The organism is Mesobacillus sp. LC4, assembly GCF_053543455.1.
Genome location: NZ_JBGCUB010000004.1, coordinates 14,539 through 40,409, shown reverse-complemented (window position 1 = coordinate 40,409; position 25,871 = coordinate 14,539). Strand labels below are relative to the sequence as shown.

General features: G+C 42.5%; 21 protein-coding genes and 1 pseudogene. 8 read left to right on the top strand and 14 right to left on the bottom strand.

All coding sequences use genetic code 11. The annotated features are described in order from the left end of the window. Positions 1-318 precede the first annotated feature (318 nt). Entirely contained in the window at positions 319-1,857 is a 1,539-nt protein-coding gene (locus tag AB5I83_RS13540; RefSeq protein WP_448976012.1) for a GNAT family N-acetyltransferase, read from the bottom strand. Positions 1,858-2,095: 238 nt separating this feature from the next. Between AB5I83_RS13540 and AB5I83_RS13535 the strand changes: the two genes are divergently transcribed. Together AB5I83_RS13535 and AB5I83_RS13530 are read left to right on the top strand one after the other, a co-directional pair. Next, on the top strand, positions 2,096-2,533 hold the full coding sequence (locus tag AB5I83_RS13535; protein ID WP_448976011.1) for a disulfide oxidoreductase: 438 nt from the start codon (positions 2,096-2,098) through the stop codon (positions 2,531-2,533). A 1-nt stretch (position 2,534) separates the two neighbouring features. Beyond that, positions 2,535-3,005: a thioredoxin family protein gene (locus AB5I83_RS13530; protein WP_167832030.1), complete on the top strand. Its 471-nt coding sequence runs from the start codon at positions 2,535-2,537 to the stop codon at positions 3,003-3,005. Positions 3,006-3,073: 68 nt separating this feature from the next. On the opposite strand, the gene AB5I83_RS13525 is transcribed toward AB5I83_RS13530, so the two are convergent. Then, positions 3,074-3,472, bottom strand: a complete 399-nt coding sequence (locus AB5I83_RS13525; protein ID WP_226087088.1) for a YhcU family protein — start codon at positions 3,470-3,472, stop codon at positions 3,074-3,076. Positions 3,473-3,668: 196 nt separating this feature from the next. Here AB5I83_RS13525 and AB5I83_RS13520 point away from each other — a divergent pair, with 196 nt between their 5' ends. Next, positions 3,669-4,589, top strand: coding sequence for an RluA family pseudouridine synthase (locus AB5I83_RS13520; RefSeq protein ID WP_448976010.1), 921 nt, complete (start codon positions 3,669-3,671; stop codon positions 4,587-4,589). A gap of 50 nt (positions 4,590-4,639) precedes the next feature. Here the strand turns inward: AB5I83_RS13520 and AB5I83_RS13515 are convergent, their stop codons facing one another. Both AB5I83_RS13515 and AB5I83_RS13510 read right to left on the bottom strand, forming a co-directional pair. Next, a complete protein-coding gene (locus AB5I83_RS13515; RefSeq protein WP_167832027.1) occupies positions 4,640-4,897 on the bottom strand; it encodes a GlsB/YeaQ/YmgE family stress response membrane protein in 258 nt (85 codons plus the stop codon). 435 nt (positions 4,898-5,332) lie between these two features. Then, positions 5,333-6,160, bottom strand: coding sequence for an aldo/keto reductase (locus AB5I83_RS13510; protein WP_448976444.1), 828 nt, complete (start codon positions 6,158-6,160; stop codon positions 5,333-5,335). 377 nt (positions 6,161-6,537) lie between these two features. On the opposite strand from AB5I83_RS13510, the gene AB5I83_RS13505 reads away from it, so the two are divergent. Together AB5I83_RS13505 and AB5I83_RS13500 are read left to right on the top strand one after the other, a co-directional pair. Then, positions 6,538-7,155, top strand: a complete 618-nt coding sequence (locus AB5I83_RS13505) for a DUF47 domain-containing protein (RefSeq protein WP_167832026.1) — start codon at positions 6,538-6,540, stop codon at positions 7,153-7,155. Positions 7,156-7,167: 12 nt separating this feature from the next. Further along, positions 7,168-8,166 (top strand): inorganic phosphate transporter, encoded by a 999-nt coding sequence (locus AB5I83_RS13500; RefSeq protein WP_167832025.1) that lies wholly within the window; start codon positions 7,168-7,170, stop codon positions 8,164-8,166. 69 nt (positions 8,167-8,235) lie between these two features. Here AB5I83_RS13500 and AB5I83_RS13495 read toward each other — a convergent pair whose 3' ends face one another. Both AB5I83_RS13495 and AB5I83_RS13490 read right to left on the bottom strand, forming a co-directional pair. Beyond that, positions 8,236-8,619, bottom strand: a complete 384-nt coding sequence (locus tag AB5I83_RS13495; RefSeq protein WP_448976009.1) for a DUF302 domain-containing protein — start codon at positions 8,617-8,619, stop codon at positions 8,236-8,238. 152 nt (positions 8,620-8,771) lie between these two features. Further along, positions 8,772-8,954: an H-type small acid-soluble spore protein gene (locus AB5I83_RS13490; RefSeq protein WP_167832023.1), complete on the bottom strand. Its 183-nt coding sequence runs from the start codon at positions 8,952-8,954 to the stop codon at positions 8,772-8,774. Between the two features lie 150 nt (positions 8,955-9,104). Here AB5I83_RS13490 and AB5I83_RS13485 point away from each other — a divergent pair, with 150 nt between their 5' ends. The 3 genes from AB5I83_RS13485 (at position 9,105) to AB5I83_RS13475 (ending at position 13,365) form a co-directional block, all read left to right on the top strand. Next, the gene (locus AB5I83_RS13485; protein ID WP_448976008.1) at positions 9,105-10,928 is read left to right on the top strand and encodes a dihydroorotate dehydrogenase; all 1,824 of its coding nucleotides are present in this window, start codon (positions 9,105-9,107) and stop codon (positions 10,926-10,928) included. A 407-nt stretch (positions 10,929-11,335) separates the two neighbouring features. Further along, positions 11,336-12,637 (top strand): NCS2 family permease, encoded by a 1,302-nt coding sequence (locus AB5I83_RS13480; protein WP_167832021.1) that lies wholly within the window; start codon positions 11,336-11,338, stop codon positions 12,635-12,637. Between the two features lie 152 nt (positions 12,638-12,789). After that, the gene (locus AB5I83_RS13475) at positions 12,790-13,365 is read left to right on the top strand and encodes a YitT family protein (protein ID WP_226644919.1); all 576 of its coding nucleotides are present in this window, start codon (positions 12,790-12,792) and stop codon (positions 13,363-13,365) included. 112 nt (positions 13,366-13,477) lie between these two features. Here the strand turns inward: AB5I83_RS13475 and AB5I83_RS13470 are convergent, their stop codons facing one another. From AB5I83_RS13470 to AB5I83_RS13435, 8 genes and pseudogenes are all read right to left on the bottom strand, one after another. Further along, positions 13,478-14,830: an L-cystine transporter gene (locus AB5I83_RS13470; protein WP_448976442.1), complete on the bottom strand. Its 1,353-nt coding sequence runs from the start codon at positions 14,828-14,830 to the stop codon at positions 13,478-13,480. A gap of 233 nt (positions 14,831-15,063) precedes the next feature. Beyond that, positions 15,064-15,285 (bottom strand): annotated as a pseudogene (locus tag AB5I83_RS13465) (glutaredoxin family protein); the annotation flags it as partial. Between the two features lie 217 nt (positions 15,286-15,502). Continuing rightward, positions 15,503-17,953 (bottom strand): ATP-binding protein, encoded by a 2,451-nt coding sequence (locus AB5I83_RS13460; protein ID WP_448976007.1) that lies wholly within the window; start codon positions 17,951-17,953, stop codon positions 15,503-15,505. Beyond that, positions 17,931-18,311, bottom strand: coding sequence for a response regulator transcription factor (locus tag AB5I83_RS13455; RefSeq protein WP_167832017.1), 381 nt, complete (start codon positions 18,309-18,311; stop codon positions 17,931-17,933). Before AB5I83_RS13455 ends, AB5I83_RS13460 begins: the two co-directional genes overlap by 23 nt. Then, positions 18,311-21,562 (bottom strand): hypothetical protein, encoded by a 3,252-nt coding sequence (locus tag AB5I83_RS13450; protein WP_448976006.1) that lies wholly within the window; start codon positions 21,560-21,562, stop codon positions 18,311-18,313. The genes AB5I83_RS13455 and AB5I83_RS13450 overlap by 1 nt, the downstream gene beginning before the upstream one ends. After that, positions 21,559-22,962 carry a glycosyltransferase family 2 protein gene (locus tag AB5I83_RS13445; protein WP_448976005.1) on the bottom strand — a complete coding sequence of 468 codons (1,404 nt, stop codon included), beginning with the start codon at positions 22,960-22,962 and terminating at the stop codon, positions 21,559-21,561. The genes AB5I83_RS13450 and AB5I83_RS13445 overlap by 4 nt, the downstream gene beginning before the upstream one ends. After that, positions 22,959-24,005: a HEAT repeat domain-containing protein gene (locus AB5I83_RS13440; protein WP_448976004.1), complete on the bottom strand. Its 1,047-nt coding sequence runs from the start codon at positions 24,003-24,005 to the stop codon at positions 22,959-22,961. The genes AB5I83_RS13445 and AB5I83_RS13440 overlap by 4 nt, the downstream gene beginning before the upstream one ends. Continuing rightward, on the bottom strand, positions 24,006-25,622 hold the full coding sequence (locus AB5I83_RS13435) for a diguanylate cyclase (protein WP_448976003.1): 1,617 nt from the start codon (positions 25,620-25,622) through the stop codon (positions 24,006-24,008). Positions 25,623-25,871: the final 249 nt, after the last annotated feature.

The window sequence follows — 25,871 nt, the reverse complement described above, 5'->3', positions numbered from 1 at the left end:
TGGTGTCCTCTTTTTCCAATTCATAGGATTTCAGGTCACCAATAGGCTTCATTGGTGTCCTCTTTTTCCAATTCATGGGATTTCAGGTCACCAATAGGCTTCATTGGTGCCCTCTTTTTCCTATTTATGGAATTTTAGGTTAGGCTTCATTGGTGTCCCCTTTTTCCAATTCATAGGATTTCAGGTCACCAATAGGCTTCATTGGTGCTCTATTTTTCCAGTTCCTAGGACTCAAGGGGCACCAATAGGCTTGATTGGTCACCTATAATGAAAAACACCTAGGGAGCCGAGCTCTTTTCCCCAGGTGCTGTACTTATCCTACTTCTTATACTGTATCCGGTAAATATCATGTCTGCGGTCCTTCAGCTGGCGGACTGTGCCGTCCTGGCGCTGGCGGCGCAGGATTTCCAGATCGACATCGCCAATCATGACCATTTCAATGTTTGGATTCGTTTCGCCGACAATTCCATCTCTCGCGAATTCAAAATCAGATGGTGCGAAGATTCCTGATTGTGCATACTGGATATCCATGTTCTCTGTTTGCGGCAGATTGCCGACGGTACCAGAAATAACCGTGTACACCTGGTTCTCGACCGCTCTGGCCTGGGCACAGTACCGCACCCGCAGGTACCCCTGGCGATCTTCGGTACAGAATGGCGTGAAGATGATTTTGGCTCCCATATCAGTGGCAATCCTTGCAAGCTCAGGGAACTCGATATCATAACAAATTTGGATAGCGATTTTGCCGCAGTCAGTATCGAACACCTTCAGTTCATCGCCGCGGCTGATGCCCCACCACCTGCGCTCATTTGGCGTGATATGAAGCTTATATTGCTTATCGATTGTGCCATCGCGACGGAACAGATAGGAAATATTATAAATCTCATCATCATCTTCCTTTACCAAATGAGAACCACCGATAATGTTCACATTGTAGCGGACAGCCAGATCGGTGAACAGCTCGATATATTGCTCCGTATACTCTGTCACCCTGCGGACTGCGAGCGATGGGGACTTCTCATCCATGAAGGACATGAGCTGGGTCGTGAAGATTTCCGGGAACACGGCAAAATCCGATCCGGCATCCGATGCGACATCCGTGAAATATTCACACTGATGAGCAAAATCATCAAATGACTTGATTTGTCTCATCATATACTGCACAACACAAATCCGGACAGGATTACTTGTTTTATAAAACCGCTTCGATTTTGGCTGATAGTCTACATTATTCCATTCCATCAACGTCGCGTACTTGTTGGACTGAAGATCATCTGGCAAATAGTTCGGATTGATCCTCATTAATGTGAAATCGTTCCTCAGCTGGAATGAAAGCACCGGATCATAAATCTTATGCGATGCGACCTGCCTTACATATTCACGAGGCGACATTTCCTCCGCGTGCAGGTGGTAATTCGGAATCCTGCCGCCAATGATGATACTTTTGAGGTTCATCTGCCTGGCGAGATCCTTCCTCGCTTCGTATAAACGGTAACCAACCTTCATCCTCCGGAATTCAGGATGGGTCATGACTTCAATTCCATATAAATTGTAGCCTTCAGGATTATGATTCGTAATGTATCCCTCATCGGTTACATCATCCCAGCTGTGGCGATCATCGTATTCATCAAAGTTTATAATCAGGCTTGAACAAGAACCGACCACTTCCCCGTCATACTCAGCGACGAATTGGCCTTCAGGAAAAATGTCCAGATGGCTTTCCAGCTGGTCCCTCTTCCACGGATCCATTCCAGGGAAGCAGCTGTTCTGCATTTTGATGATTCCATCAATATCCTCTTGCCTTGTGTTGCGGATGATCATTCTTTTTTCAAATTTGGACAAATCCAATTCACTCATAAAAATCTGCACCCTCTCATTAAAAAAATTACGTATGTAAAATTGCTCATCATATCCCTATACCCAAAATTGCCATGTTATAATACTGTTTGTTTATCTTCCCCTTTTCTATTGGGAAAAATAAATTCACAGAATGTTAATTGAAATATTTTATTACATTCCTTAAGATGTAATGAGGGAAATGTTTCTTTTATAAAGAGTGTTTAAATAGAAATTACATAGCTTAGGGGAGATTAGCTTGGAAAAGACGAAAAAAGATTCGAGGGAGTCGTTTTTATTTGCGGCTTGGGCTACGTCGATCATCGCGATGTTCGGCAGTTTGTATTTTTCGGAAATCCGCCAGTATGAGCCCTGCCTGTTATGCTGGTATCAGCGAATCTTGATGTATCCTTTTGCCTTGATACTCGGAATCGCTGTTGTAAAAAAAGATTATAAAATTAGCTTTTATACAATGATTATGTCAGCTGTTGGCGGATTGATATCCCTCTACCATTATTCATTGCAAAAGGTACCCTTCATGGCTGACAATGCTGATACGTGCGGCCGAGTGCCTTGTACAGGCCAATATATCAACTGGCTTGGCTTTATCTCGATCCCGTTCCTGGCTTTAACGGCATTCATCATCATTTTTATATTGAGCCTGTTGATCTGGCAGAAATCTAAGGAGGAAGCGTAAATTGAAAAAGGTCATTATTTTTCTTTTCATCATCATTGGTTTATTTGCAGCATTATTTTTCCTGAATAAGGCACAAAACGAGGAAAAAGCGGAAGGGAATCCATACGGCAAGGACACGCTTCACCCTGAAACAGTAAAACAGCTGGATGATCCTAACTATCAAAACATCATCCTTCCTGATGAACTGGAAGAAAAAATTGAAAACGGCGAGGATGTTACTGTCTATTTCCACAGTCCGACATGCCCTCACTGCGTTCGCACCACCCCGATAGTTGCGCCTCTTGCAAAGGATATGGATGTGGATCTCGTTCAATACAACCTTCTCGAATTCGAACAAGGATGGAATGACTACGGAATCGAATCAACGCCAACCATCGTCCAATACAAGGATGGAAAAGAAGTCAATCGAATTGTCGGCTATCAGGAAGAAGCAACATTCGAAAATTGGTTCAATGAGAACACATTGAAGTAAATACAAAAACGCCTGCGTTTTCGCAGGCGTTTTCTATTTGGCTTGATATGAAATTTCACAATTGTCGATTATAATAGCAGTCTATTGGCGGCTTTTGTATAAGTACTGATATAATCAAGATGAACATGCTTCGAGTCAGAGAATTGACTGTAATTAAACGGGAAGCATATTCCGTAGTCTGTCAATGTCTGGACGTTTTTACGGAACATCGACTGATATTTTTCAGGAATATGGCCAGACTCCAAAATAGAGATCAATGTCTGCATGCTTGTGATTACCTGGAATGCATCGCCAAGTGTACTGAATCTCTCGAACTGTTCGGGTCTCGTATGTAACACTTCAAGCCTTTCAAATTCATGAATATCTTCATCCGTAAAGTATAATGGAAAAATATCTGTGTAAAAATACTTTGCCAGTTCTACTACTTTCTCTTCTTGTCCGGGTGTAGACGCAAATACAATTTTCAATGATCGACCCACCTTTTTTTACCCTTTGTAATCTATTCGTAATATATATACCTAGAATAACATATTCATTCCAATTAACTGGGTGGTAATTATGCCCATGCATGCGGTAAAAGTTGACAGATTCTCCACTAAAGGAAACATGATTTTGAAGGTCTTCACCTAATCCAATCAAATTAAATCAAGTTGGGAGACTACTATGATTCATACTAATCAAAAAGGCGAATGGTGTGAGCTCGTCATTCCTGCTGAATGGGAAAGTTACACCCTTGAAACACTATTTAAGGATTTTTGGAAAGCACCCAAAAAGTTGGTTCATCTGTTAAGGACCGAAAAGAACGTCCTGATCAACGGGCATGTCCCAGACTGGACACTCCCCCTAAAAAAGAATGACCGCTTAAGCATGAAGCTTTTTACTGAAGAAGAGCAGACTTTCAGCCCTGAATACTTGAATGTGGATATCGTCTATGAAGATGAACATCTGATTGTTTTCAATAAACCAGCCGGCATGGACACCCATCCAAATGTTAGCGGCCAAGGCGGTACTCTTGCAAATGCAGCTGCTTTCCATATGTTGTCCAATGGAGAAGCTAACCGGCCGCGACATATACACAGGCTTGACCGCGAAACAACCGGTGCTGTACTTTTCGCAAAAAATCCGCTTATTACAGCCATTCTTGATAAGATGTTGGAGGAACGCAAAATTAAGAGAACCTATCTGGCTATGGCCGATGAAATGATCCATCAGAAAAAAGGAACCATCAATAAGCCAATTGGCCGCGATCGGCATCACCCAACCAGGAGACGAGTATCCGAAACAGGCCAGCAAGCCATCACTCACTTCAAAGTATTGGATAAAATAAAGCATAAAAACCTAACCCTTGTTCAATGCTCACTCGACACCGGCAGGACCCACCAGATCCGGGTGCATTTCAGCGAGATTGGACACCCTCTTGCGGGAGATACACTATACGGTGGAAGCGATACTTTTCACAGACAAGCGCTGCACGCAGTAAAAATGGAATTCACCCACCCGTTCACTCTGGAAGAAATAATATGTCACGCACCTTTTATCGACCAACCACCGATATTTATTAACATTGATCCTTATGAGATTTAAAAAACGCCAAAAAAAAATCCTTCCAGATCGGAAGGATTTTTTTATTTCTATTAGTCAGCTTTACGCATGCTCTTCATTACAAGGCTGACGATGAATACCAATGCAATCGCACCAATCAATGCCGGGACAATCGCAAAGTCAGCAACTACAGGTCCCCAGTTTCCTAAGATTGCTTGTCCAATCCAAGCACCTACGAAACCAGCGATGATGTTACCGATGATGCCGCCAGGAATATCTCTACCCAAGATCAATCCTGCTACCCAACCAATAATACCACCAATAATTAATGCCCAAAGAAAACTCATCATAATGTAATTCCTCCTTAAAATAGATGTATTTTACAAGTAGTAATAGTGCTAAGGGGTTTTACACCCTTTAAAGAGTTCAAACTGCAGCGAAATAAATTTAGCCTTTGCTGATTTGTTTGCTTCCCGGGAGCTAACCAGCTTGCTCTAATCTTATCTTACCTCGAAAACCATGGCGTTAAACCCGGTTGTTCTGCAGTCTAACAAGCAGAGTCTAAGATGTGGAATCATGTTGTTTTCTGCTTGTACACCTACATTACCACCCATAGAATATTTTAAAACCTACCAGGATTCAATTAATCCTCTACAGCTTTCAACATGCAGTTTTTCTCTTTCTCTTAATGTATCCAATTTCGCAAATAAAAAACGGACTGATTGTCATTCAGTCCGTCATTTATAAAAATATTCATTTCTGACATTACAGCAGTATTAACAACCTCAAAAATCTATATGGTCAGGATCAGCCCCAAAACGCTGATTCTTGTTAAGCCCATTGATCTCTTCCATTTCTTTTTGATCCAGCTTGAAATCAAACAGATCAACGTTTTCCTTTAACCTTGACGGGGTGACAGATTTAGGAATCGGAATGATTTGATTTTGCAGATGCCATTTCAAAATAACCTGAGCCGGAGTCTTGCCGTGCTGTTCCGCAATCTTCCCTAAAACAGGTTCATCAAGAAACCTGCCTCTGGACAATGGGGACCAAGCCTCAACTTTGATGTCATGGTCCAGGCAGAACTTTCGCAATTCGACCTGGGACAGAAGCGGGTGCAGTTCGACTTGATTGATGACCGGCTTTACTTTGCAATGGTCCAGAAGATCCTCCAGATGGTGTATGTTAAAATTGCTGACACCAATTGCCTTCACCCTGCCTTCGTGGTACAGCTGCTCGAGAGCACGCCAAGTATCCAAGTATTTTCCTTTTACAGGCCAATGAACCAGATATAGGTCCAGAACATCCAGTCCTAACCTATCCATGCTTTCATCGAAGGCTTTAAGCGTATTTTCATATCCCTGTTCAGAATTCCAGACCTTCGTAGTGATAAATAAATCTTCCCTCGGAATGCTGCTGTTGCGGATCGCTCGTCCAACACCTTCTTCATTCTGGTAAAAAGAAGCTGTATCTATGAGCCGATATCCGAGGTCAAGCGCTGTCTGAATTGTTCCCTCAATTTGTTGCCCATCCTCAACCTTATAGACACCAAGGCCCAACGCCGGGATTTTCACACCGTTATGTAATTCCACCTTGTCAAAAATACTCACCATCATTCGCCTCCTCTTTAATCCATTTTATCCCTCAGCAAGAATGAAGACAAATCAAAACGGCTGCCATCCTGACAGCCGCTAAATCTATATAAACGGCTCATTGGCCGAAGTTTTTTTTGATTAGTCTTTAAGTTCCCGGCAAAAAATTGTCCTAAACAACCGGACAATCCATTTTTTCAAAATGGGCTTATCCTTTAAAAATTTGGTTGGAGATCTTGAATAACGGGAATGAAATGCTATGGATACCATTGAATTGATAAAAAAAGTAAATCATTCACAAAATTATTTTCATCAAACATCTTCTTATTTCGACAATTATAAGCTAAAATAAACTTCGCTTTTAAAAAATGAAAATGGTTAAATGTGGAGGTTATATTATGGTTTTCCGCAAGAAAGATAAGTTTGCAATTTTGCTGACGGACATTTCCGTAAATCTTAAAGAGAGCAGTGAGTATTTTGCTGATTACAAGCTGAACAATGCAAGCGATCTGAAAATCTTCACGGAAAAAATGAAGGATATGGAGACGAAGGGCGACAATATGATCCATGAAGTGATCATGGAACTTAATAACGCTTTTATTACCCCTATAGAAAGAGAAGACATTCTTGCCCTTTCAATGACAATGGATGATGTACTTGATGGTATGGAACATTGCGCGAATCTTTTTGACATGTATTCAATCACTAAAGCAGACAACTTCATGATGGAGTTCGTTGCAGCAATCAAAAGTGCTTCTTTCGAAATTGAACAAGCTGTCCAGTTATTGACTACTAAAAAACTGAAGCAAGTACGTGATCATGCAATCCGCATCAAAGACCTGGAGTCAAAGTGTGATGGTGTGCTGCGCCAATCCATTAAACACCTATTCTCGGTTGAAAAAGACCCGATCAGGATTATTCAGTACAAGGAGATTTATGAAGGTCTTGAAGAAATCGCAGACAGCTGCCAAGATGTTGCAAACACACTTGAGAGCATCGTCATGAAAAACGCGTAAGGAGCCTGAGAAATGGATGTAGTTTTTATCGTAACAGTATTGATTGTTATTGGGGCTCTTGCATTTGACTTCATTAATGGTTTTCATGATACAGCAAATGCGATCGCAACTTCCGTATCAACAAAAGCTCTTAAGCCTCGCCACGCCATACTATTGGCTGCCATCATGAATTTTGTTGGAGCCATGACTTTTACTGGTGTAGCAAAAACCATTACGAAAGATATTGTGGATCCTTTCACTCTTGAAAATGGTTCCATCGTGATTTTAGCGGCCCTGATTGCTGCAATCTTTTGGAATTTGTTGACTTGGTATTATGGCATACCCAGCAGCTCTTCACATGCGATTATCGGTTCTATTGCCGGTGCAGCTCTAGCAGCAGCAGGATTTGATGCCCTAAATTACAGTGGTTTCTTGAAGATACTTCAAGCGTTGATTATTTCTCCACTTCTTGCATTTGGTCTTGGGTTTATTGTGTATAGTATTTTTAAGGTTTTATTCAGGAATAACAACCTCACTAGAACGAACCGGAATTTCCGTTATTTCCAGGTTGCTACGGCCGCATTGCAGTCTTTTACACACGGAACGAATGATGCCCAAAAAGCCATGGGGATCATAACCATGGCATTGATTGCGAATAATTATCTCACCACAAGTGATATCCCATTCTGGGTCCAGCTTTCGTGTGCACTTGCTATGGGTCTTGGGACTTCAGTTGGCGGTTGGAAAATCATCAAAACAGTAGGCGGAAACATCATGAAAATCCGTCCAGTGAACGGAGTGGCAGCAGATCTTACAGGTGCCCTGATCATATTCGGAGCAACTTACATTCACTTGCCTGTAAGCACAACACATGTCATTTCCTCTTCCATTCTTGGAGTAGGCTCTGCGCACCGTGTTAAAGGCGTGAAATGGACAACTGCTCAGCGTATGATCATTACATGGGTGATTACACTGCCAATTTCAGCAACGGTTGCGGCTATCTCCTATTTTATATTGAATGCTATTTTTTAAATCAGGTTTGTTGATTACATTAGGTAGCCTTATAAAAAGCCCAAGGAATTTTCCTTGGGCTTCCCTTTTCTATTTAATATTGTCAATTGCACCGATCAGCCTTTTTTCTATATCAGCCGCGATGGCTTGCAGTTCATCATTCTCAACAAATTTAATCAGTTCAGTTGGCTTTGGCAGGCCCACCTTGGTTGTACCATTCTCTTTGTACACGACAATTTTACAAGGGAGAAAATAGCTTACGATCGGGTTCTTTTCAAGTACCCTTTTCGCTTCATGAGGATTGCATACTTCAAGGATGATATACTCACCGTCAAGCTCTACTCCCTTACCCGCTAATGTTTCCTTCATATTCAAAGACCAAAGGACACCGAATTTCTCCTCTTTCAAACTTGCTTCAATTGCAGATACTGCTTCATTCATTGACTTATCCACTTCAATCGTATGATGGAACATATTCATCTCTCCTTCCGATTTTTAAAATACCTCTCTTTTAAAGTAAATAAACCACTATAGGTATTATAAACATTGTGCCATAGAGAAAAACCGCCGTACACTATTTTGCATTCGGCGGTTGAGGTCATATCGTCTTTATCCAGGAAATATACTTACGATCTCTCTTGCAGCTCAGAGATTTCGACAGTTGTCCTTTCTTCCAGCGGTCCGCGCAAATGGACAGTGGCAGTGCGTCCATCCTCATTTAAATGATCAATCCACACAGATGCACCGTTATATATGACATCGATTTCTGCCGACGAAGACAGTATTTGCTTGATACGATTCAAATCCATTTTTGGTTCCCTCCGCAATCAGTTTTTTCTCCACTATTTTAGCTAGAAGCTTTTCTTTTTATTCGCCCCCGAAAATTAAATAGGCTATCTGCCACGAAGATGCTCATTTACGATAGAATAAAAGTAATGCCATAAGTTATGGAGGTTACTATGCCTGATTGGTCCTATCACCCATTATTTAAACCTTGGCTGCCTCTTTTACCTGGAAACGGAGGCCGGGAATTCATCCACCGGGGGATGTCCTTCCTTTCACAAATCCCTGGGGGCAGGTCATTCATCGAATTTCTTGGGCATATGTCTCCCTCAGAAAAATTATCGAGGAACCTTTTTGGGCTTCATTTTGACAGTCCGGTTGGATTAAGCGGGAAGATTGATCCAAAGTTATCCGGAATCAATGTTTTCGGGAGTCTTGGTTTTGGTGCTATTGAAGTTGGTCCGGTCTCCAGTTATCCGAGAACGCCAGAAACAGCAGCATCTCTTTCAAAAACTAAAGATGCCCTGATCCTGCCAGAACATGCCGAGAGCCTTGGACATATCGCCACAAAAAACAAATTAACCATTACACGGTCAGTGCCGATCTTGATTCGGCTCGAGGAACCGTTGAAGATTGCTGAACATATAAAAGATGCCGGCGATGCTTTCATAATTGAACTTAATCAAATTCATAGCATCGAAGATCTTTCAACCATTAAATCGCTTCTTGATAACAAAGCTGTTCTTATATCGATCAGCCATTCGATGGTAGCTGACAATTTCTCGAAGCTGCACGCAGTAAGCCAGCTTGCAGATGGCTTCATGATTGAAGAAGACTCTATAGCAACTGCTGCCGGCAAACAGGTCTTGCCACTCCAGCAAACGGCTGGGATGGTTGATGCAGTTTTGCTGATGAAAAAAGAATTCGATATCCCTGTCATAACCTCAGGTGGAGTTGCCCAGCCTGCTGATGCACTCACCCTGTTTGAAGCCGGTGCGGCGCTAGTTTTCTTATCCGGAGGTTATGTCGCCACAGGGCCCGGACTGCCTAAAAGAATCAATGAGGCTCTCATGGACGAATTAGGAGAGGAACGTACAGAGCTTCCTGGCTGGATCTGGTATTGGCTGTTTGGATTATTCATCCTGCTTGGAGGAGCTGTGGTCTTATTTTTCAGTTTCACGAAGGTTATCCTCTTTTATGATGAAGCATTCATGCAAATGACGCGGCTTGAGTTGATGGCCTACAATCCAAATCTTTATCAATTCATGTCACATGACAGGATGACACTCGCAGGAACGATGATTTCCGGGGGCTATATCTACATGCAGCTGGCCCGCCACGGAATACGCTACGGACTCCACTGGGCAAGAAAAGCATTCAATTTAGGGGCAATTACTGGGTTTCTTGGCATCTTGCTATTCCTTGGATTTGGATATTTTGACTGGCTTCACGGTTTATTTTGGCTTATTCTGCTTCCTTTTTACATTGTCGGGTATAGAAAGACACGGCTAGCCAATGAAGCACCTTCCTCAAAAAATCGTGTAAACAGTCCTTCCTGGAAAAAAGCAGTATATGGACAGCTTCTTTTCGTCATCCTTGGCTTCTCGTTTGTACTTGGAGGTATTGTGATATCGACAATTGGGGCGACATCTGTTTTTGTTGAGACCGACCTGACATATATTTGCATGACACCAGACCAAATGAATGAATTGAACGAGAAACTGATCCCCGTCATTGCACATGACCGTGCCGGATTCGGCAGCGCCCTCTTCAGCGTGGGGCTGCTGGTACTCACGCTCTCGCTGTGGGGATTCCATGAAGGATCAGCCTGGATATGGAGAACATTCCTATTCGGAGGAATTCCAGCATTTGCAGCAGGGCTTCTCACTCATTTCTATATTGGATACCTTGATTTTATCCACCTGCTTCCAGCCTATTTCGCACTAGCGCTTTACATTGGTGGCTTGGTGTTGACGAAAGATTACTTTAAAAAAATATGACAGTTAAGACTGTAGACAAAACCAGGAATAGGGTTTTGTCTGCAGTTTTTTTCATCTACACCAGCTGATTGTTCCAGGGATTTTGTGATTGCTGTTTGTTGGGGTCCCAAATATGGTAGGAAAAATTTTTTTATAGTTTTTTCTTAGCTCCCTTATAGTGATAGCGTACGGTGCATAAAGGTATCTTTCAACTTGAACGGCACCCTTATAGAGGAGAATTCCATTGCATAAGGGTCTCTTTCGCTTCAAACGATGCCTTTTGTTAATAAACCCTCTCACAAAAGGGAATAATATTACACACTGACTATAATTAAATGATTTTCTTTAAATTCCCCCTTGTAAAAGTCCCTAAAAACGAATATTATATTTATTGTGTTTAAAAATCGTTCGTATTTTTGGAGGAACTCATGTTTAAATTAAAAGAGAACAACACGAATGTAAAAACAGAAATGATGGCTGGTATAACGACTTTCTTCACGATGGTCTATATCGTGGTCGTCAATCCTATCATCCTCGCCGATGCCGGTGTTCCTTTCGAGCAGGTATTTACAGCGACAATCATCGCTGCGGTGATCGGTACGCTTTGGATGGCCTTATTTGCTAATTATCCTATCGCGATTGCTCCGGGTATGGGGCTTAACGCTTACTTTGCTTACTCTGTTGTTGGCAATCATCAAAACATTTCTTATGAGACTGCATTCGCCGCAGTTTTTATCGCAGGTTTGATATTCGTCATCTTGTCCCTTACTCCGTTTCGTGAAAAATTGATTGAGGCGATCCCGGCCAACTTGAAGCATGGAATCACAGCCGGAATCGGCCTATTCATTGCTTTTATCGGTTTGCGTCTGACAGGAATCATCACAAGCCATCCTTCGAACTTGGTTGGACTTGGTGACTTGCATTCTCCATCTGCTATGCTTGCTCTAGCTGGTCTTGCAATTACGCTCATATTAATGGTTTTAAAGGTTAATGGCGCTTTGTTCCTTGGAATGGTCGTTACAGCGATCATCGCCTTTTTTACTGGCCAACTCGAATTCAATCAAGGTTTTATGTCGATGCCTTCTCTTCCAGAAGGGATGATTGTCCTGAATCCTTGGACAGCCTTGATGGATGTTATTCAGAACAGTTTATACGCTGTAGTGTTTTCTTTTATCCTTGTGACCATTTTTGATACTACCGGCACAATGATCGGTGTTGCGCACCAGGCTGGATTGATGAAAGGGAATACGATGCCCCGTGCCAGGGAAGCTCTGCTTTCCGACTCAATCGCCACTGCTGCTGGTGCCATGTTCGGTACAAGCCCGACGACAGCTTACATTGAATCATCATCAGGTGTTGCAGCAGGAGGACGTACCGGGCTAACCTCACTGACGGTAGCTGGCCTGTTCATTGTCGCTGCTTTCTTCGGCCCTCTTGTAAGTGCGGTTTCTGGATTGTCAGCTATTACTGCTCCTGCATTGATCATTGTTGGAAGCCTGATGATGGGAAGCATCTCTCAAATCAGCTGGGATGAACTAGATGAAGCCTTCCCTGCTTTCCTGATCATCCTGAGCATGCCGCTTACTTCAAGCATTGCAACAGGGATCGCTCTTGGCTTCATTTCTTATCCTTTACTAAAGGTTGTAAAAGGACAATGGCGTGAAGTCCACCCGCTTCTCTATGTATTCGCTGTGCTGTTCTTCTACCAGCTAGCATTCCTGCCTCACTAAAATATTTAACCCAAACAGAACCTGCCAAATGGAAGGTTCTGTTTTTTTTCTCCCTGGTGGTTCATCCCTGAATATTACGCTTATATTCGAGTTCTAACGCTTGTCTTTCCACATAAAAATAATGGGAGAAGGGACAAGGCAGGTGATCTCGGATGATGGGTAAAATTCTTGCTGTACTTGTGGGAAGCATATTGCTTGGAGTAGGAGTGAATGGATTTCTGGTCCCTCACCATCTCCTGGACGGCGGCATGATTGGAATAGGGTTGATCATTCATTACTTTTACGGATTTCCTACAGGTCTTACGATGATCTTCCTGAGTATCCCTCTTTACGTTTTGGCATGGATATTGGAACGGAAATACTTTTTTCACAGCCTGAATGGTTTATTGGTCTCAAGCTTTTTCATAGATTTATTCGCACCTGTTGAAAAAGGAATCCACCTGGGCATTCTCCCAAGCTCAATCCTGGGAGGGATATTGGTCGGATGTGGAATCGGCTTGATGCTGCGCTATGAAACGAGTACTGGCGGGATGGATTTATTAGCCCAGCTGATTCATAAATTTTTTCCAGTTAACGTTGGAATCTTGATTTTCCTCATAGACGGAATCGTGGTTTTATCGGGATTGAAGATCATTGGAATGGAAAAATTCATCTATTCTCTGCTTACGATCACATGTGTGGGATTGATGACATCATTGTGTGTGATAAAAAAGGATATTGTGCATTGATTTTTTTTGGAATGCAAAAGCCAGCCAAAGTTTCCTTGGCTGGCTTTTACTATTTCTTAATTTTCATGCGCAGGTTCTTGTTGTCTGCCTGGCAGTGCTTGTGCTTTTCTAATTAAGCTTCTGCTTCGATTTTTTGATTCATATCTGTATAGACGGATGAATCGATTTCTTTTGTGATTCTGCTTGTCAGGATACCAGATGTCATCGAGCCGCTTACATTCACTGCGGTACGTCCCATATCAATCAATGGTTCGATTGAAATCAGCAAACCAGCAAGTGCTACCGGCAGATTCAATGCTGATAGAACAAGAAGAGCTGCGAATGTTGCGCCGCCTCCGACTCCAGCAACTCCGAAGGAACTGATGGCTACGATTGCGATGACGGTTGCGATGAATGACGGTGTCAATGGGTCTATACCAACCGACGGTGCAATCATGACTGCCAGCATGGCAGGATAAATACCCGCACAGCCGTTTTGTCCGATCGATAGTCCAAAGGAGCCCGCAAAGTTCGCAATCCCTTCAGGTACTCCTAAAGAACGTTGTGTTTTGATATTCAACGGCAATGCCCCCGCACTTGTTCTTGAAGTGAAAGCAAACGCAAGCACTGGGAATGCTTTCTTCACATAAGTGACTGGATTCAGTCCGGCAATGGTCAGTAATATCAAGTGGATGATGAACATGATTCCAAGCGCAATGTAAGAGGCGACTACGAACTTGCCTAATTTCAGGATCGCATCGAAATCACTTAAAGCTACTGTCTTCGTCATGATCGCTAGAACACCGTATGGAGTCAGCCTCAGGATCAACGTAACAACCCTCATGATGACGGCATAGAAAGCATCCACAATCTTGGCAAAAAGCTCTGCCTGATCAGGTGATTTTCTTCTGACTCCCAGGAAAGCGATACCCAGGAACGCTGCAAAAATTACCACTGAGATGGTTGAAGTTGGCCTTGCCCCAGTGAAATCAAGGAATGGATTGGCTGGCAGGAGGTCCAGAATTTGCTGAGGCATTGTACGCCCTTCGATTCCTCCATACGTTTCCTCAAGCTTCGCTGCACGTGCCTGTTCTGCCTCACCCTGAGTGATTTGTACTGCTTCAAGGTCGAAACCAACAGCCGTGGCAATCCCTACAGCTGCCGCTACAGCGGTCGTACCGACCAGCAGGCCAAGAATCAATGTAGAAATTTTCCCGATGTTATTCGTCAGCTTTAACTTCGTGAAAGCTGCCAAAATGGATATAAATACGAGCGGCATTACGATCATTTGCAGGAACTTTACATAACCGCTTCCGACAATCGAGAACCAATCAGTACTCTTGGCAAGGACCTCGGAACCTGCTCCATAAATGAATTGCAGTGCGAAGCCGAAGATAATCCCGATTCCGAGTGCAATGAATACTCTTTTAGAAAATGATACATGTTTCTTTTGCAAGTAAAATAAAACAGCAATGATGCCCAGCATGATTGCAATATTTAGAATCACTAATCCAGTGGTCACAGAGTTTCCCTCCTAAGTTATCATTCTCGAATAATATAATACATGTATTCTGATAAGTCAACTCGGAATTAAACTGCTTTGCCCTCCTTCTTTTAGATTTATATATTATATATGTTGCTCTGAATGATTCCATGTCAGTGAAAATTTTATCTTCAATATAAAAAGGTGCCCTTAAGGGACACCCTCATCAAACGATGCTACTTCAAATTCTCAACCAGTTTTTCAATTTCGCTCCTGTTATTTTCAAATCCGATCAATATCTTTTTTTCCTTCATGAAAATGAGCTTCGTGCTTGTAAATATAAATGCAGGTACAATCACAGTACCCGTCACTTCTTTAAGCTTTTTCTCCTGTTCAGGTTCTCCCTGGACATTGATTTCTTCATACTTTACCTGATTCTGCGAAAGAAACTCCTTCGCTTCCTGGCAATCTGTTCACATAGGCCTTGTGAATAGGGTTAACGAGTTATTTGCCACATTGGATTCCTCCCCGCTGTATTATTTTACAAGTAGTATATCGCCTGCCGTCATCGTCAATCCACTATTACGCCTGCAATCTGTTCTCCTTCTATTAACCTGCATGCTGTAACAGAAAAGACGGCATTTCTGCCGCCTTTTGATTTCTCTTGCTTTACGTTCACGCTAAATCAGTCTGGCAGTCTGAAACAGGGAGAGAGATGGTGAAGGTACTTCCTTTTCCAAACTGTGATTTAACCCTTATTTCTCCACCGTGGTCTTGGATGATTTCCTTAACAATAGCAAGCCCCAGGCCTGTTCCTCCAATGGCCCTGCGATCGGAATTATCCACTCGATAAAACTTTTCGAACAGTCTATCGATAGCTTCAGGGGGGATCCCAAGGCCTTCATCCTGGATTTCTATGTTCACCCGACCGTCTTTTTCAAAAACAACCACTCCAACCTTGCCGCCTTCTGGTGAATACTTAATTGCATTATGAATCAGATTTGTCAGTGCCTGCTCTAATTTCCCTGCATCCCCGATGACAATATCATGGCCACCTAGGAACTCTAAGGCTAATTCATGCTTCTCCGACTGGACTTTTTGAAGCTCGATTACCTTCTTGATGATTGGCAGCACGGCCAACTGTTTTTTCTCATATTCCTGTTTTCCTGATTCCATCCGCTGGATATCGAGAAAATCATTGATTAAATCAGTCAATCTTCCTGCTTCATCGTGAATAGTCGATAAATATTTCTTCTGGCGATCGAGTTTTAACTCTCTGTTGAGCATCAATTCGGTAAAGCCAAGAATGCTTGCCAGCGGTGTTCGGAGTTCATGACTAACCGTACTGACAAATTCGGATTTGATCCTGTCTACTTCGAATTCTTTTGTTATATTGCGATGGACGAAAATTGTTCCTAACTTCGTACTTCCATCGAAAAGTCCTTCACAATATACCTTGAAAACCTTACCTTCTTTGTTTCTATAGATGAATTGCACCTCGTTAGATGGATATTTTTCCTGACTGGCAACTTCTGATTTCAGAAAGTTGATGAAATCATCGGCTTCTTCAATCGTATCCTCCAATAGGACAATCCATTCGGTCCACGAACAACCGGTCAAATCTTGAAGCTTCTCCGGACATCCGAATAGCTCACAGAACTTTTTATTGACCTGGAGAATTTCGCCCTCCGTATTGACTAACTGAATACCCTCCTGGATAGTATCCAGAATTTCCTGATTCAAGCGCCTGGCTTCTTCAGATGCTTGATATATATTAATCTTTTCCATCGCAATACCGACATTCTTCGCCATCGCCTCATACTCTTCCATAAGACGGACATCAAATGGTGCATCATAGCGGCTGAAGGCCATAACGGCAATCAGTTTTTTCCCTGATAAAAAAATCGGGATATACAAGTCAAATGAAAGGAGTTTATCAGTATGGAAGCCCTTCTCCTCTTCCACTGCTTGTCTTTTCATGGCGAAAGGCTTTCGCTCCATCTTCAGCCGGTCAATCACTCCACTGAACAGAAGATTTTCCCTGAACTGTTTGACTCCTCCAGATGATATTCCATATGAAGCATATGTTGAGTCTTCGATAAATGCTATGATCCCTTTTTCCGCACCTATGATGGGGCACATATTCAAGACCGCACTTTCCAGAACCTCTTGCTTATCAAGCGAATTAGCCAATTTGTTTATCAGTTCATTCCTGCTGCTCAGCTTCTGCTCATTGGTTTTTACAAACTCAAGAGCCTCCTGAAGCTCCAGCTGTTGTGCATGAAGCTCATCCTGCTGAGCCAATAGCTCTTCGTTTTGCGCCAGCAGATTTTGTTCGTTTTCCTGAATTCCCTCTAGCATACGATTGAAGGCAATCGAGAGTACCCCTAATTCATCATTTCGGTCTTTTTCAACCTCAATAACTGCATCCCTGCCATAGGCAATCTCATTAGCAGCTGATGCAAACCCTGCGAGCGGCCTGGCAATCTCACTGAACATCAGCCTCGTGATTCGCAGCAGGACAATCAGGAAGACAAGCACAAAAGCAACAAAACCGAATTGGACATAGGACTGGATTTTCTTAAGTTCATTAAAATTAGCATCGATTTGGTTATTGATTTCCTTATTATAGTCGTTGATTTCTGCCATGATGGCCTCGATTTTCATTGTTGCCCCATCATTTGCGATCGCTTTGACGGCCTCAATATTCCCTTTTTCATATTCTGCCAGAGTGATAGGCAGAGCTTCTATAAAATAATATTCTCTGAACTCGTCAACCTCACTTAGGAATGCCTGATCTTGATAATCTTCTTCCATTTCTGCAAGCTGCTTCATAGAATTCAAAATTCGCGGTTCTTGCCTAAGTGCCTTTTCCTTCAAACCTTCCATATCATAGGCAAAGTAACCTCGAACATCCATGAAGGCCTGTATAAAAGCTTCCTCCATCTCCTGTACCAGACGTTCTTTTTTCTCAAGCTGGCTATTTTTTGAGGTATATTCTTCATTCAGCTCGTAAAAGGAATACAGCAGGATACCTGCCAGCAACAAGAATGCGCCAATGAAGACCCCCATCAGGAAAATGTAACGTCGGACTATGCTATTTTTATTGAATTGTATTTTTTTCATGAAGGATGTCTCTCACTTTTCCCAGTAATTCAAGCGGGCTGAATGGCTTGGCCATAAAATAATCCGCTCCTGCCGCAATCACTTGTTCCTGTTCTGAAAGCTGGCTTTTCGCTGATAGCATCATAATCGGAACATCGCGATTGATACCCCCCTGCTTGATTTTCAAGATGACTTCAAGACCTGAATATAGCGGCATCATATAATCAAGCACAATCAAATCATATTTACCATCCTGCAATAGGTCCAATGCTTCCTGGCCGTCACAAGCTTCATCCACTTGATAATCTTCATCTTCAAGTGTATCGGTAATCAGCATTCTTAAAATTTCTTCGTCCTCAGCCAGCAAAATTCTCTTCATCAATTGCTCTCCTCGTTCCCTGCTTTTTCAAAAACTTCTTTCATAATATAATAGGATTTTTTCAGCCGTTCATAATATTGCGGTTCTTCCCAACCCTTCCATTCGTAGAAGAACATGCTGTTTATTATGGATTTACTTTCAGGCAGGACCGTAACATCCTCTCCTGTTGAGACCCATGCCGCAGCCACATCGATTCCATCGATGTATTTACTTCCCTTCAGGCCTGTTTTGTAAAGATCGGCGATTATCTCCTTCGTACTTGGATCCTTAACATTCAAAAGCTGCCATGGAATCCGGATTTCTACCGTCTTTTTGTCATTACTTATACTTATATCGGTCAGTGAATCAAAATTTTCATCAGCCGGATTTCCAGTTCCGAATTTCAGTTTGCCTGTTTCATATGACTGGAATGGTACTTTCCTGCCATCTTCAGGAAGGACCATCTCCTTGTTGAGCGCAAGTCGAATCGGATGGAACATGCCATTGTCTTTTTTATCAGCATACTTAACCTCGGGTATCATTTTCAGCGTTTTTCCGTACTGATAGTAGAACAAGTCGTAATAACTGTCGACAAGAACCTTTGACTCGTCTGGTCCTTTAAGTTCTATGATAAAATCAATGCCGAGTTCAGAATCCATTTCCTGACCATCATCCAATTGGAAGTGGTGCTGCCCCTGATCTGGAATGGTATCCAGGAAGAGGTAGCCGGATTGCTCTGACCAGTCAACCGCTTTTTCCAGGTCAAGCCTGAAATAAAGAGATGATTCATCTGAGGTTGTAAACAGCCGCTTGATTGACCCAGTATTCGAATCACCAAGAGGCTCAACCCCTTTCTTTTCCCAGTCACCTTTTCTTCCATCCACAATCATAGGCAGGCTTTTTTTGCCCGGCTCGAAGCTTACTAGTCCAAAATTTTGTTCATTCGTTTGGCGATTAGCCCAAAAAGGCCGTCGGTTCGGGTTATCATAATCCATCGTGTTCCATGTCCGTTTGAACCATTCGTCCTGCCATGCGAACACAAGGCCCCCGGCTGCACCCTCGTCAACCATCGAATCGAACATAAAACTGTTCATTTCACCCTGCTGCTGTTCATTCAAGAAGCCCTGATTCATTCCAGAATCATTTTTATGAGTTTGACCTCTTGACGAAGGGACACCAAATTCTGCAATCACGACTGGCATGTCATGGGCTTGGATGAGATCCCTTAAATAACCGGCATAATGGTTCTTTCTACCTTTCTGATCCTTATAATTCTGATAAGCTTCATCAAAATTCAAAAAGTCCGGATAGTAAGGGTAAACATGATACGAGGCAAACATTCCAGCTTTGAACGCTTTGTTTTTTTGTATATGGTTTGGATTCACAGACACCATGTCTTCCGTTTCAAGCGGTTCACTTGGGTGCTCCAGTAAATCGGTCGTCACCCAATTCGTGAAGCTGATACTATGCTGCCACTGGTAGTGCTCTGTTTCGTAGTCAGCAGTAAATTCCATCATTGATGCAAGCCAGTTTTCGAAAGGCTCTGCATTTTCCGTCCTGAAATACGTTCCAGCGAATGGCTCCATTCCATTATTGATAGTGTTCGTGCTCAGGACAGCTCCAGGATCCCACTCTATTCCGATGATGAATCCCAGAACATATTGGGAAATATCATATTCATATTTTCCGGAAGAGTGGCCAGGACTAGGCGGTATTTCTGCGTTTCCATGAACAATATCCACCATTTGCTTCAGCTCGCGCTTGAAATCCTTCACTACTTCATCTGAAAAAGCATTCTGGGTTTCAACAATGATTTCTTCATTCACCCAGGCGCCATGGAACAAATATAAAGGTTCTTTTGCTATCTGATTATATTCATAGAAAGCTTGATAAAATTCAGGAGGGTGTAAAGTGTAAATCCGGATTGCATTGGCATTCATGCTGCCAATCTGCTTGAACCAGCGGAAGTATTCCTCCTTTGTGATGGCCGCTTCACCAGGGAAGGCTCCGGGCTTCCCCATACCGATATTGACGCCTTTTATCAGGATGTCCTCCCATTTTCCATCTTTTTGAATTTGGATGGAATCGGCGGAGTTGCTGCTGTTATACTGTATATCCCCAGCAGCGGCAACTTCAGGGACTGCCACCTCTCCGGAAGATTCATGTAAGCCATTGGATAGGATGTCTTTCATCATCGGTACATACGCTGACCAGTAAAAAGACTGTTTCCCTTCGACGGCTTTTTTCCAGGAAGTTAACCCTTTTGTTTGATAGATATCCGGAACCTCTGCCTCATCTGCATAATCACCGGCAAAATAATAGGTTGAAAATTGGCGGTTTTGGTGATGGATGACAGCAGGAAACTGGTCGGGAATTCCATACTCCGCCAATTCAGCCTGAGCCTCATCCTTGATTGGCAAATGATAGCTTGCCATCACCTCATTCTCATCCAATGGTTCAACAATATCGAACCAGTAGGTATAGCTTGTATCTAGGTCAGAGGTGAATTGGTCCTTGCCATTTCCGGTTAGCTTGAAATCCAACCCTTTACCTGTAAGCTTTGTATGGTCAAGAACTGCTATAAAATCACCTTCATTGACGAATACAAATCCCGATCCGGTAAAATTCCATTCCTTGTTCTGGGATTCATACTGAGTAATGATCCATTGAGGGACTTCATTTCCCTCAAGCTTCGTGAAATAGCGGCCCGTCCAACCACTCCAGCGGACATTAAGCAAATTGGTCATTTCCTTCCTTACCGATTCTTCAGTCGGACTGCCGAAGGTGTTGAATTCTGAGATCAACGTTTTATTCCCCTCTAGCAGCTCTCTTTCTAACACTTTGACATCTTCAAGCTGCAATCCGCCATACAGCTGATCAGACCTTTTGCCGGTTTCATTTTCACCGCGAAACTCTTCTTCGTACACTCCATACAGGTCCGCTAGATAGATAACCTTATATTGGTCAAGATTTTCAGGGAGTGTTTCTCCGGAAAAAGCATCTTGATTCACATGCTTGAATCCGATATAGTCGAAGGCGGCCGAATAATGGGTGCCATCAGATTTTATATACTTTTCATTATTTAAAACCCATGTTAGTCCTTTGTGTTCCCGATAATCCTCATCCGGTACAGTTTTGTCTACAATCAAAATATCCAGTGTTTCTTCCGGCTTCAATTGCCAGAGCCAAAAAGGGCTTGAAAGGACAGATACTGTAAAAAAAACGAAGACCAGGACAAAAACATGTGAGTATTTCTCGAATAGTGATTTCATTGTGATACACCTTTTCTCTTCATTTCGCCCCAGCCGCTTTCGCCCCTGATCATTTGCCAGATTCCCTGACAGCGCCAGAACACGGTGAGCGGACGATACCAGATGGTTTCTGTCAATGAATACAGGAATAGCTTAAGCAAATCGGATATTCTGGGATATTTTCTAAGGCTCCATTCTTCCAGCAAAATCGCAAATGCTGAAAAGATCGATCCATATAAGCAAGACAACAGGAAGATTAATATCGCAAACTCAAGGTAAATTCCCCCGGCAAACAAGGAAATGACGATATAGATATATCCGGAGAGCTCGACGATAGGCCCAAGGAATTCAACAATCCAGAAATAGGGGAAGGAAACGAACCCAATCAGTCCATATTTAGGATTGAATGTCAGCTTTCTGTGAATCCACAAGCTTTCAAAAAGTCCTCTATGCCATCTTCGCCGTTGCCGCTTCAAATATTTCGTGCTTTCCGGAACCTCCGTCCAACATACTGGGTCCGGAACATACACAATACGTTTCTTTTGCCGTGTTTCTTTCAGAAGCCGATGGATCCTGACAACAAGCTCCATATCTTCCCCGACCGTATCAGACCGGTATCCTCCAGCCTGCACCACCCAGTGCTTGGAGAAGACACCAAAGGCACCCGAGATGATCAGCAGCAAATTATGTCTGCTCAGGCCAATCCTTCCCATCAAAAACGCGCGCAAGTATTCTATTACCTGCATGATGACCAGTGGATTCTTGGCTAATCCTATTTTAAGAACTTCTCCATTCCTTATTTCACAGCCATTGGCAATCCGGATGCTTCCACCAGAGGCAATAACTTCTTCGTTTGACTCGATGATCGGCTTCATCACCTTTAAAAACGCATCTCTTTCGAGGACTGAATCACCATCCAGGGAACAAACATATGGATAATGTGAAAAATTCAATCCGGCGTTAAGTGCATCTGCTTTTCCTCCATTATCTTTATCAACCAGGTACAGATTAGGAAGTATTTGAGACTGATAGACTTTTTTTATAGGTTTAGAGCTGACCTGCCTGCGAATCACTTTCTTTATTTCCTTCATATCATACTGTTCAATCAGCACATCCACTGTCATGTCCGATGAACCATCGTTCACTACAATGATCTCAAATACCGGGTAGTTGATACTGAGCAGTGAGCGGATACTGTGGACAATCCCCGCTTCTTCGTTATAGGCAGGCACAATGATGGAAACTGGCTTTGTATAGATATCCTCAGCATAATCGCCAAAAGATTTCTCCCGATCCAGCCTATATTCTTTTCTTAACTGGATGACGGATATTAACATGACAACAGAATAGAAGGTGATGACGATTAGCATATAAATTAAAATGAACCAAGAAAAGTAAACACCGATGTCCTGCAGATTCATGACTGATAGACTCCTTTATTCATCCATTCCCATGCCATGTCTTTCGCAAAGGAATCGCTGCTTGATTCAATGACTTCCTGGAGGATCTTTTTCCCTTCCGGAAAACGGGTGATGGATTGCCCTGCCTGGGAACGGACCCACCATGATGAATCTTGAAGAAGCAACACCAGACCCTGAATGGCTTCATCACATTTCATTTCCCCAGCCAATCTTGCAGATAGCATCCGTTCTTCCCAATTCGGTGAACTCAATAACGGGAGGTAATGATTTGCATTGCTCGTATGGCCAATTGATGCAAGAGCTTTTAAGGCCCTTACCCGCTCCTCGCCATTGCTGTTGGAAAAAATAGATTCAACAAAGTTCAGGTAGCCCAGATTCTTTTTCAATCCAACTAGATCAATGATGGCGAATTTTAATTGAAGCTGACAGGAATGATATCCAAGCATGAATTGTTCCAACCCTTTTTCATCAAGCCTGGATAGGATGTTTCTGTACTCCAGATAAGAAAGGTCTTGATATTCTTCCGTTACTAAACGGTAGATTCCCTTATGCTGAATTTGAGCCAGAAAAGATAATCCCTTTATTTTTTCCTCTTTCGTCACCCTGCTTCGCTTCAGCATGTCTTGAATGTCTTCCTTTAAACTTTCCATCGCAAAGGCTTCGATATGAAAAAGGGCATTCATCCTGGTGCTCCATCTATAACTGGACAAAGCCCTTCGATAATCCCCGCTCAGCCTGCTTTCTGCCAACAAATTGAGGTTCTTCTTTTCTTCCGTTCCTTCGAGGATGTCCGAATAATGGCTTAGCAGTTCTTCCGTTGCCAGCTTTTTCGCTTTCGTATCTGCCTGTAATGATCTCAGGAAATCTCCAGTCAGGATGGAATGAAGGAGCTTGTCATTCATCTGGATTTTATGTTCCTCGACTTTTTTCCGAAGCCGAATCTCCATTGTTTTTCTGGCAATCAGGTAGATTAGCAATAACATAAGGATGCCCATCAGCCACTCAAATACCGTCAGTAAAAACTTGATATCATCGTTTATCATCTAAAACATCCTCTTGATCAGCCTTTGGATTCTTGCCTGCAGTTCCGTTATGCTGAATGGCTTTGTCACATAATCATCTGCGCCAAGCTTCAATGCTCGCGCGATATCATATTCAGACTTCCTTCCAGTAAGCATCAGGACATGGACTCTGCTAGATTGAGGGCTATTTTTAACCTTGTCCAGAACTTCGATACCATCCATGACAGGCATGACACCATCGAGAATGAGAAAATGCTTGCCCTTCTCGGTGAGACGCTCTGATTCAAAGAATTTCTCTCCATTTTCGAAGGATTTGATGTTTAACTCTACTTTTTCTGTATCGATTGTTTGAAGGACCCTGACCAGCAGTGTACGGATAATCGCATCATCATCAATAACTGATACATGCAGAATGTTATTTGCAGACTGATCGGATACATTGGCACCCTGGACTCTTGAGCGTCCTTTTTCCTTTGCTACATATAGTGCTTGGTCGGCCATTTTCAGGATATCCTGGCTTGCTTCGACTGGATTATCTACCATATAGACCCCTGCTGAAAAACTGACATTAAATGCCCTGCCCTGTTCGTCAAACTCAATCGCCTTAAATCGTTCCAATACCCGATTGATGACGTCAATCGCTTCCTGACTTTTGGTCCTTGGGAGCAGGATGACAAATTCCTCTCCACCATATCGGAAGACAATATCGCTGCCTCTAAGGTTTTTTTTCAAAAAGTCAGCAAAGTCTTCCAGCACTTTATCACCGGTTAGGTGGCCATATGTGTCATTTATCTTTTTAAAATAATCGAGGTCCAAAAGAGCGATTGAGAATACACTTTCTGTCCGTTCCAGGTCTTTCAAGTAACGCTCAAGGATATCGAATAGAAACCTTCTATTATAAACCTTCGTCAGTTCATCAATCAGGACTGATTGGTCAAAGATTTGTTTTCTCTGCAATTGTCTTTTGATCCGAACACTGAATTCTTCCATATCAACGGGCTTGCCAATAAAGTCATCAGCTCCTATTTCATATGCCCTCATTCGAGTATGGCGGGTATTTTCAGTACTAAGGATCACTTTAGGAACAAATTGTTTATGATTGTGCTGCTGAATGCTCTCCAAAATCTGAAAACCGTCTATATCAGTAAAGTCGATATCGATGACCAGACAATCTGGTTGAAGATCATAATAAAGTGAGAGTGCTTTCTCTGGGTCTGAACTCGTCATCACCATCCAGCCATTCTCCTCGAGAGCCTCCTTCAAGAGGATCAGCATCGAAACATCTTCACAAACCATTTGTACTACAGGAAGTTCATTATCCGACGGTTCAGCTTTTTTCAGGTCTGTTTCCTTGAAGTGTTCGTACTGGTAACTTAGGCTGACGAGTTCAAACAGAAATTCCCTCAGCTCGCACTTTTGCCATTGTTCCTGTGCTTTCAATTCAAGCTCATCCAGTAGTTTTGAGGCTAGATGATAAAGCCCTCCTAACTGGATTGTACCTGCCGTACCTTTCAATGAGTGCAAAAAGCTATAAACATCTTCGTTTCTGATTACTTCTGAATTATTTAAATCAAACCATTCGGAAATCTGTGCTTTTATCTTTTCGAACAGGAGATTCTGGTATTTTTCGATTGCCAATTTCTACACCTCAATATCAAGTCACAAACATTTGTTTATACTAATTGTAATCTAGCACATAGACGATTATAAATCATCCTTTGATTTGCTAGTAAAACTTTCTTAATTCGAATTCTTTTTTTAAAAGCAAACCATAAGTAAACAAAGTCACCCAGGTTTTTTTAAGTTTAAATCTTAATTAGGAGTTTTCCTGAAAACGCCCAAAGTGTTAGTCAAAAAAGAGCAAAAATTAGAAACGGAAGGCAAATT

Bases quoted from the DNA above. Each gene is read 5' to 3' on its own strand.
- AB5I83_RS13540 (WP_448976012.1), bottom strand. From the start codon at position 1,857: ATGAGTGAATTGGATTTGTCCAAATTTGAAAAAAGAATGATCATCCGC.
- AB5I83_RS13520 (WP_448976010.1), top strand. From the start codon at position 3,669: ATGATTCATACTAATCAAAAAGGCGAATGGTGTGAGCTCGTCATTCCT.
- AB5I83_RS13515 (WP_167832027.1), bottom strand. From the start codon at position 4,897: ATGATGAGTTTTCTTTGGGCATTAATTATTGGTGGTATTATTGGTTGG.
- AB5I83_RS13510 (WP_448976444.1), bottom strand. From the start codon at position 6,160: ATGGTGAGTATTTTTGACAAGGTGGAATTACATAACGGTGTGAAAATC.
- AB5I83_RS13505 (WP_167832026.1), top strand. From the start codon at position 6,538: ATGGTTTTCCGCAAGAAAGATAAGTTTGCAATTTTGCTGACGGACATT.
- AB5I83_RS13500 (WP_167832025.1), top strand. From the start codon at position 7,168: ATGGATGTAGTTTTTATCGTAACAGTATTGATTGTTATTGGGGCTCTT.
- AB5I83_RS13495 (WP_448976009.1), bottom strand. From the start codon at position 8,619: ATGTTCCATCATACGATTGAAGTGGATAAGTCAATGAATGAAGCAGTA.
- AB5I83_RS13490 (WP_167832023.1), bottom strand. From the start codon at position 8,954: ATGGATTTGAATCGTATCAAGCAAATACTGTCTTCGTCGGCAGAAATC.
- AB5I83_RS13485 (WP_448976008.1), top strand. From the start codon at position 9,105: ATGCCTGATTGGTCCTATCACCCATTATTTAAACCTTGGCTGCCTCTT.
- AB5I83_RS13480 (WP_167832021.1), top strand. From the start codon at position 11,336: ATGTTTAAATTAAAAGAGAACAACACGAATGTAAAAACAGAAATGATG.
- AB5I83_RS13475 (WP_226644919.1), top strand. From the start codon at position 12,790: ATGATGGGTAAAATTCTTGCTGTACTTGTGGGAAGCATATTGCTTGGA.
- AB5I83_RS13470 (WP_448976442.1), bottom strand. From the start codon at position 14,830: ATGCTGGGCATCATTGCTGTTTTATTTTACTTGCAAAAGAAACATGTA.
- AB5I83_RS13460 (WP_448976007.1), bottom strand. From the start codon at position 17,953: ATGAAAAAAATACAATTCAATAAAAATAGCATAGTCCGACGTTACATT.
- AB5I83_RS13455 (WP_167832017.1), bottom strand. From the start codon at position 18,311: ATGAAGAGAATTTTGCTGGCTGAGGACGAAGAAATTTTAAGAATGCTG.
- AB5I83_RS13450 (WP_448976006.1), bottom strand. From the start codon at position 21,562: ATGAAATCACTATTCGAGAAATACTCACATGTTTTTGTCCTGGTCTTC.
- AB5I83_RS13445 (WP_448976005.1), bottom strand. From the start codon at position 22,962: ATGAATCTGCAGGACATCGGTGTTTACTTTTCTTGGTTCATTTTAATT.
- AB5I83_RS13440 (WP_448976004.1), bottom strand. From the start codon at position 24,005: ATGATAAACGATGATATCAAGTTTTTACTGACGGTATTTGAGTGGCTG.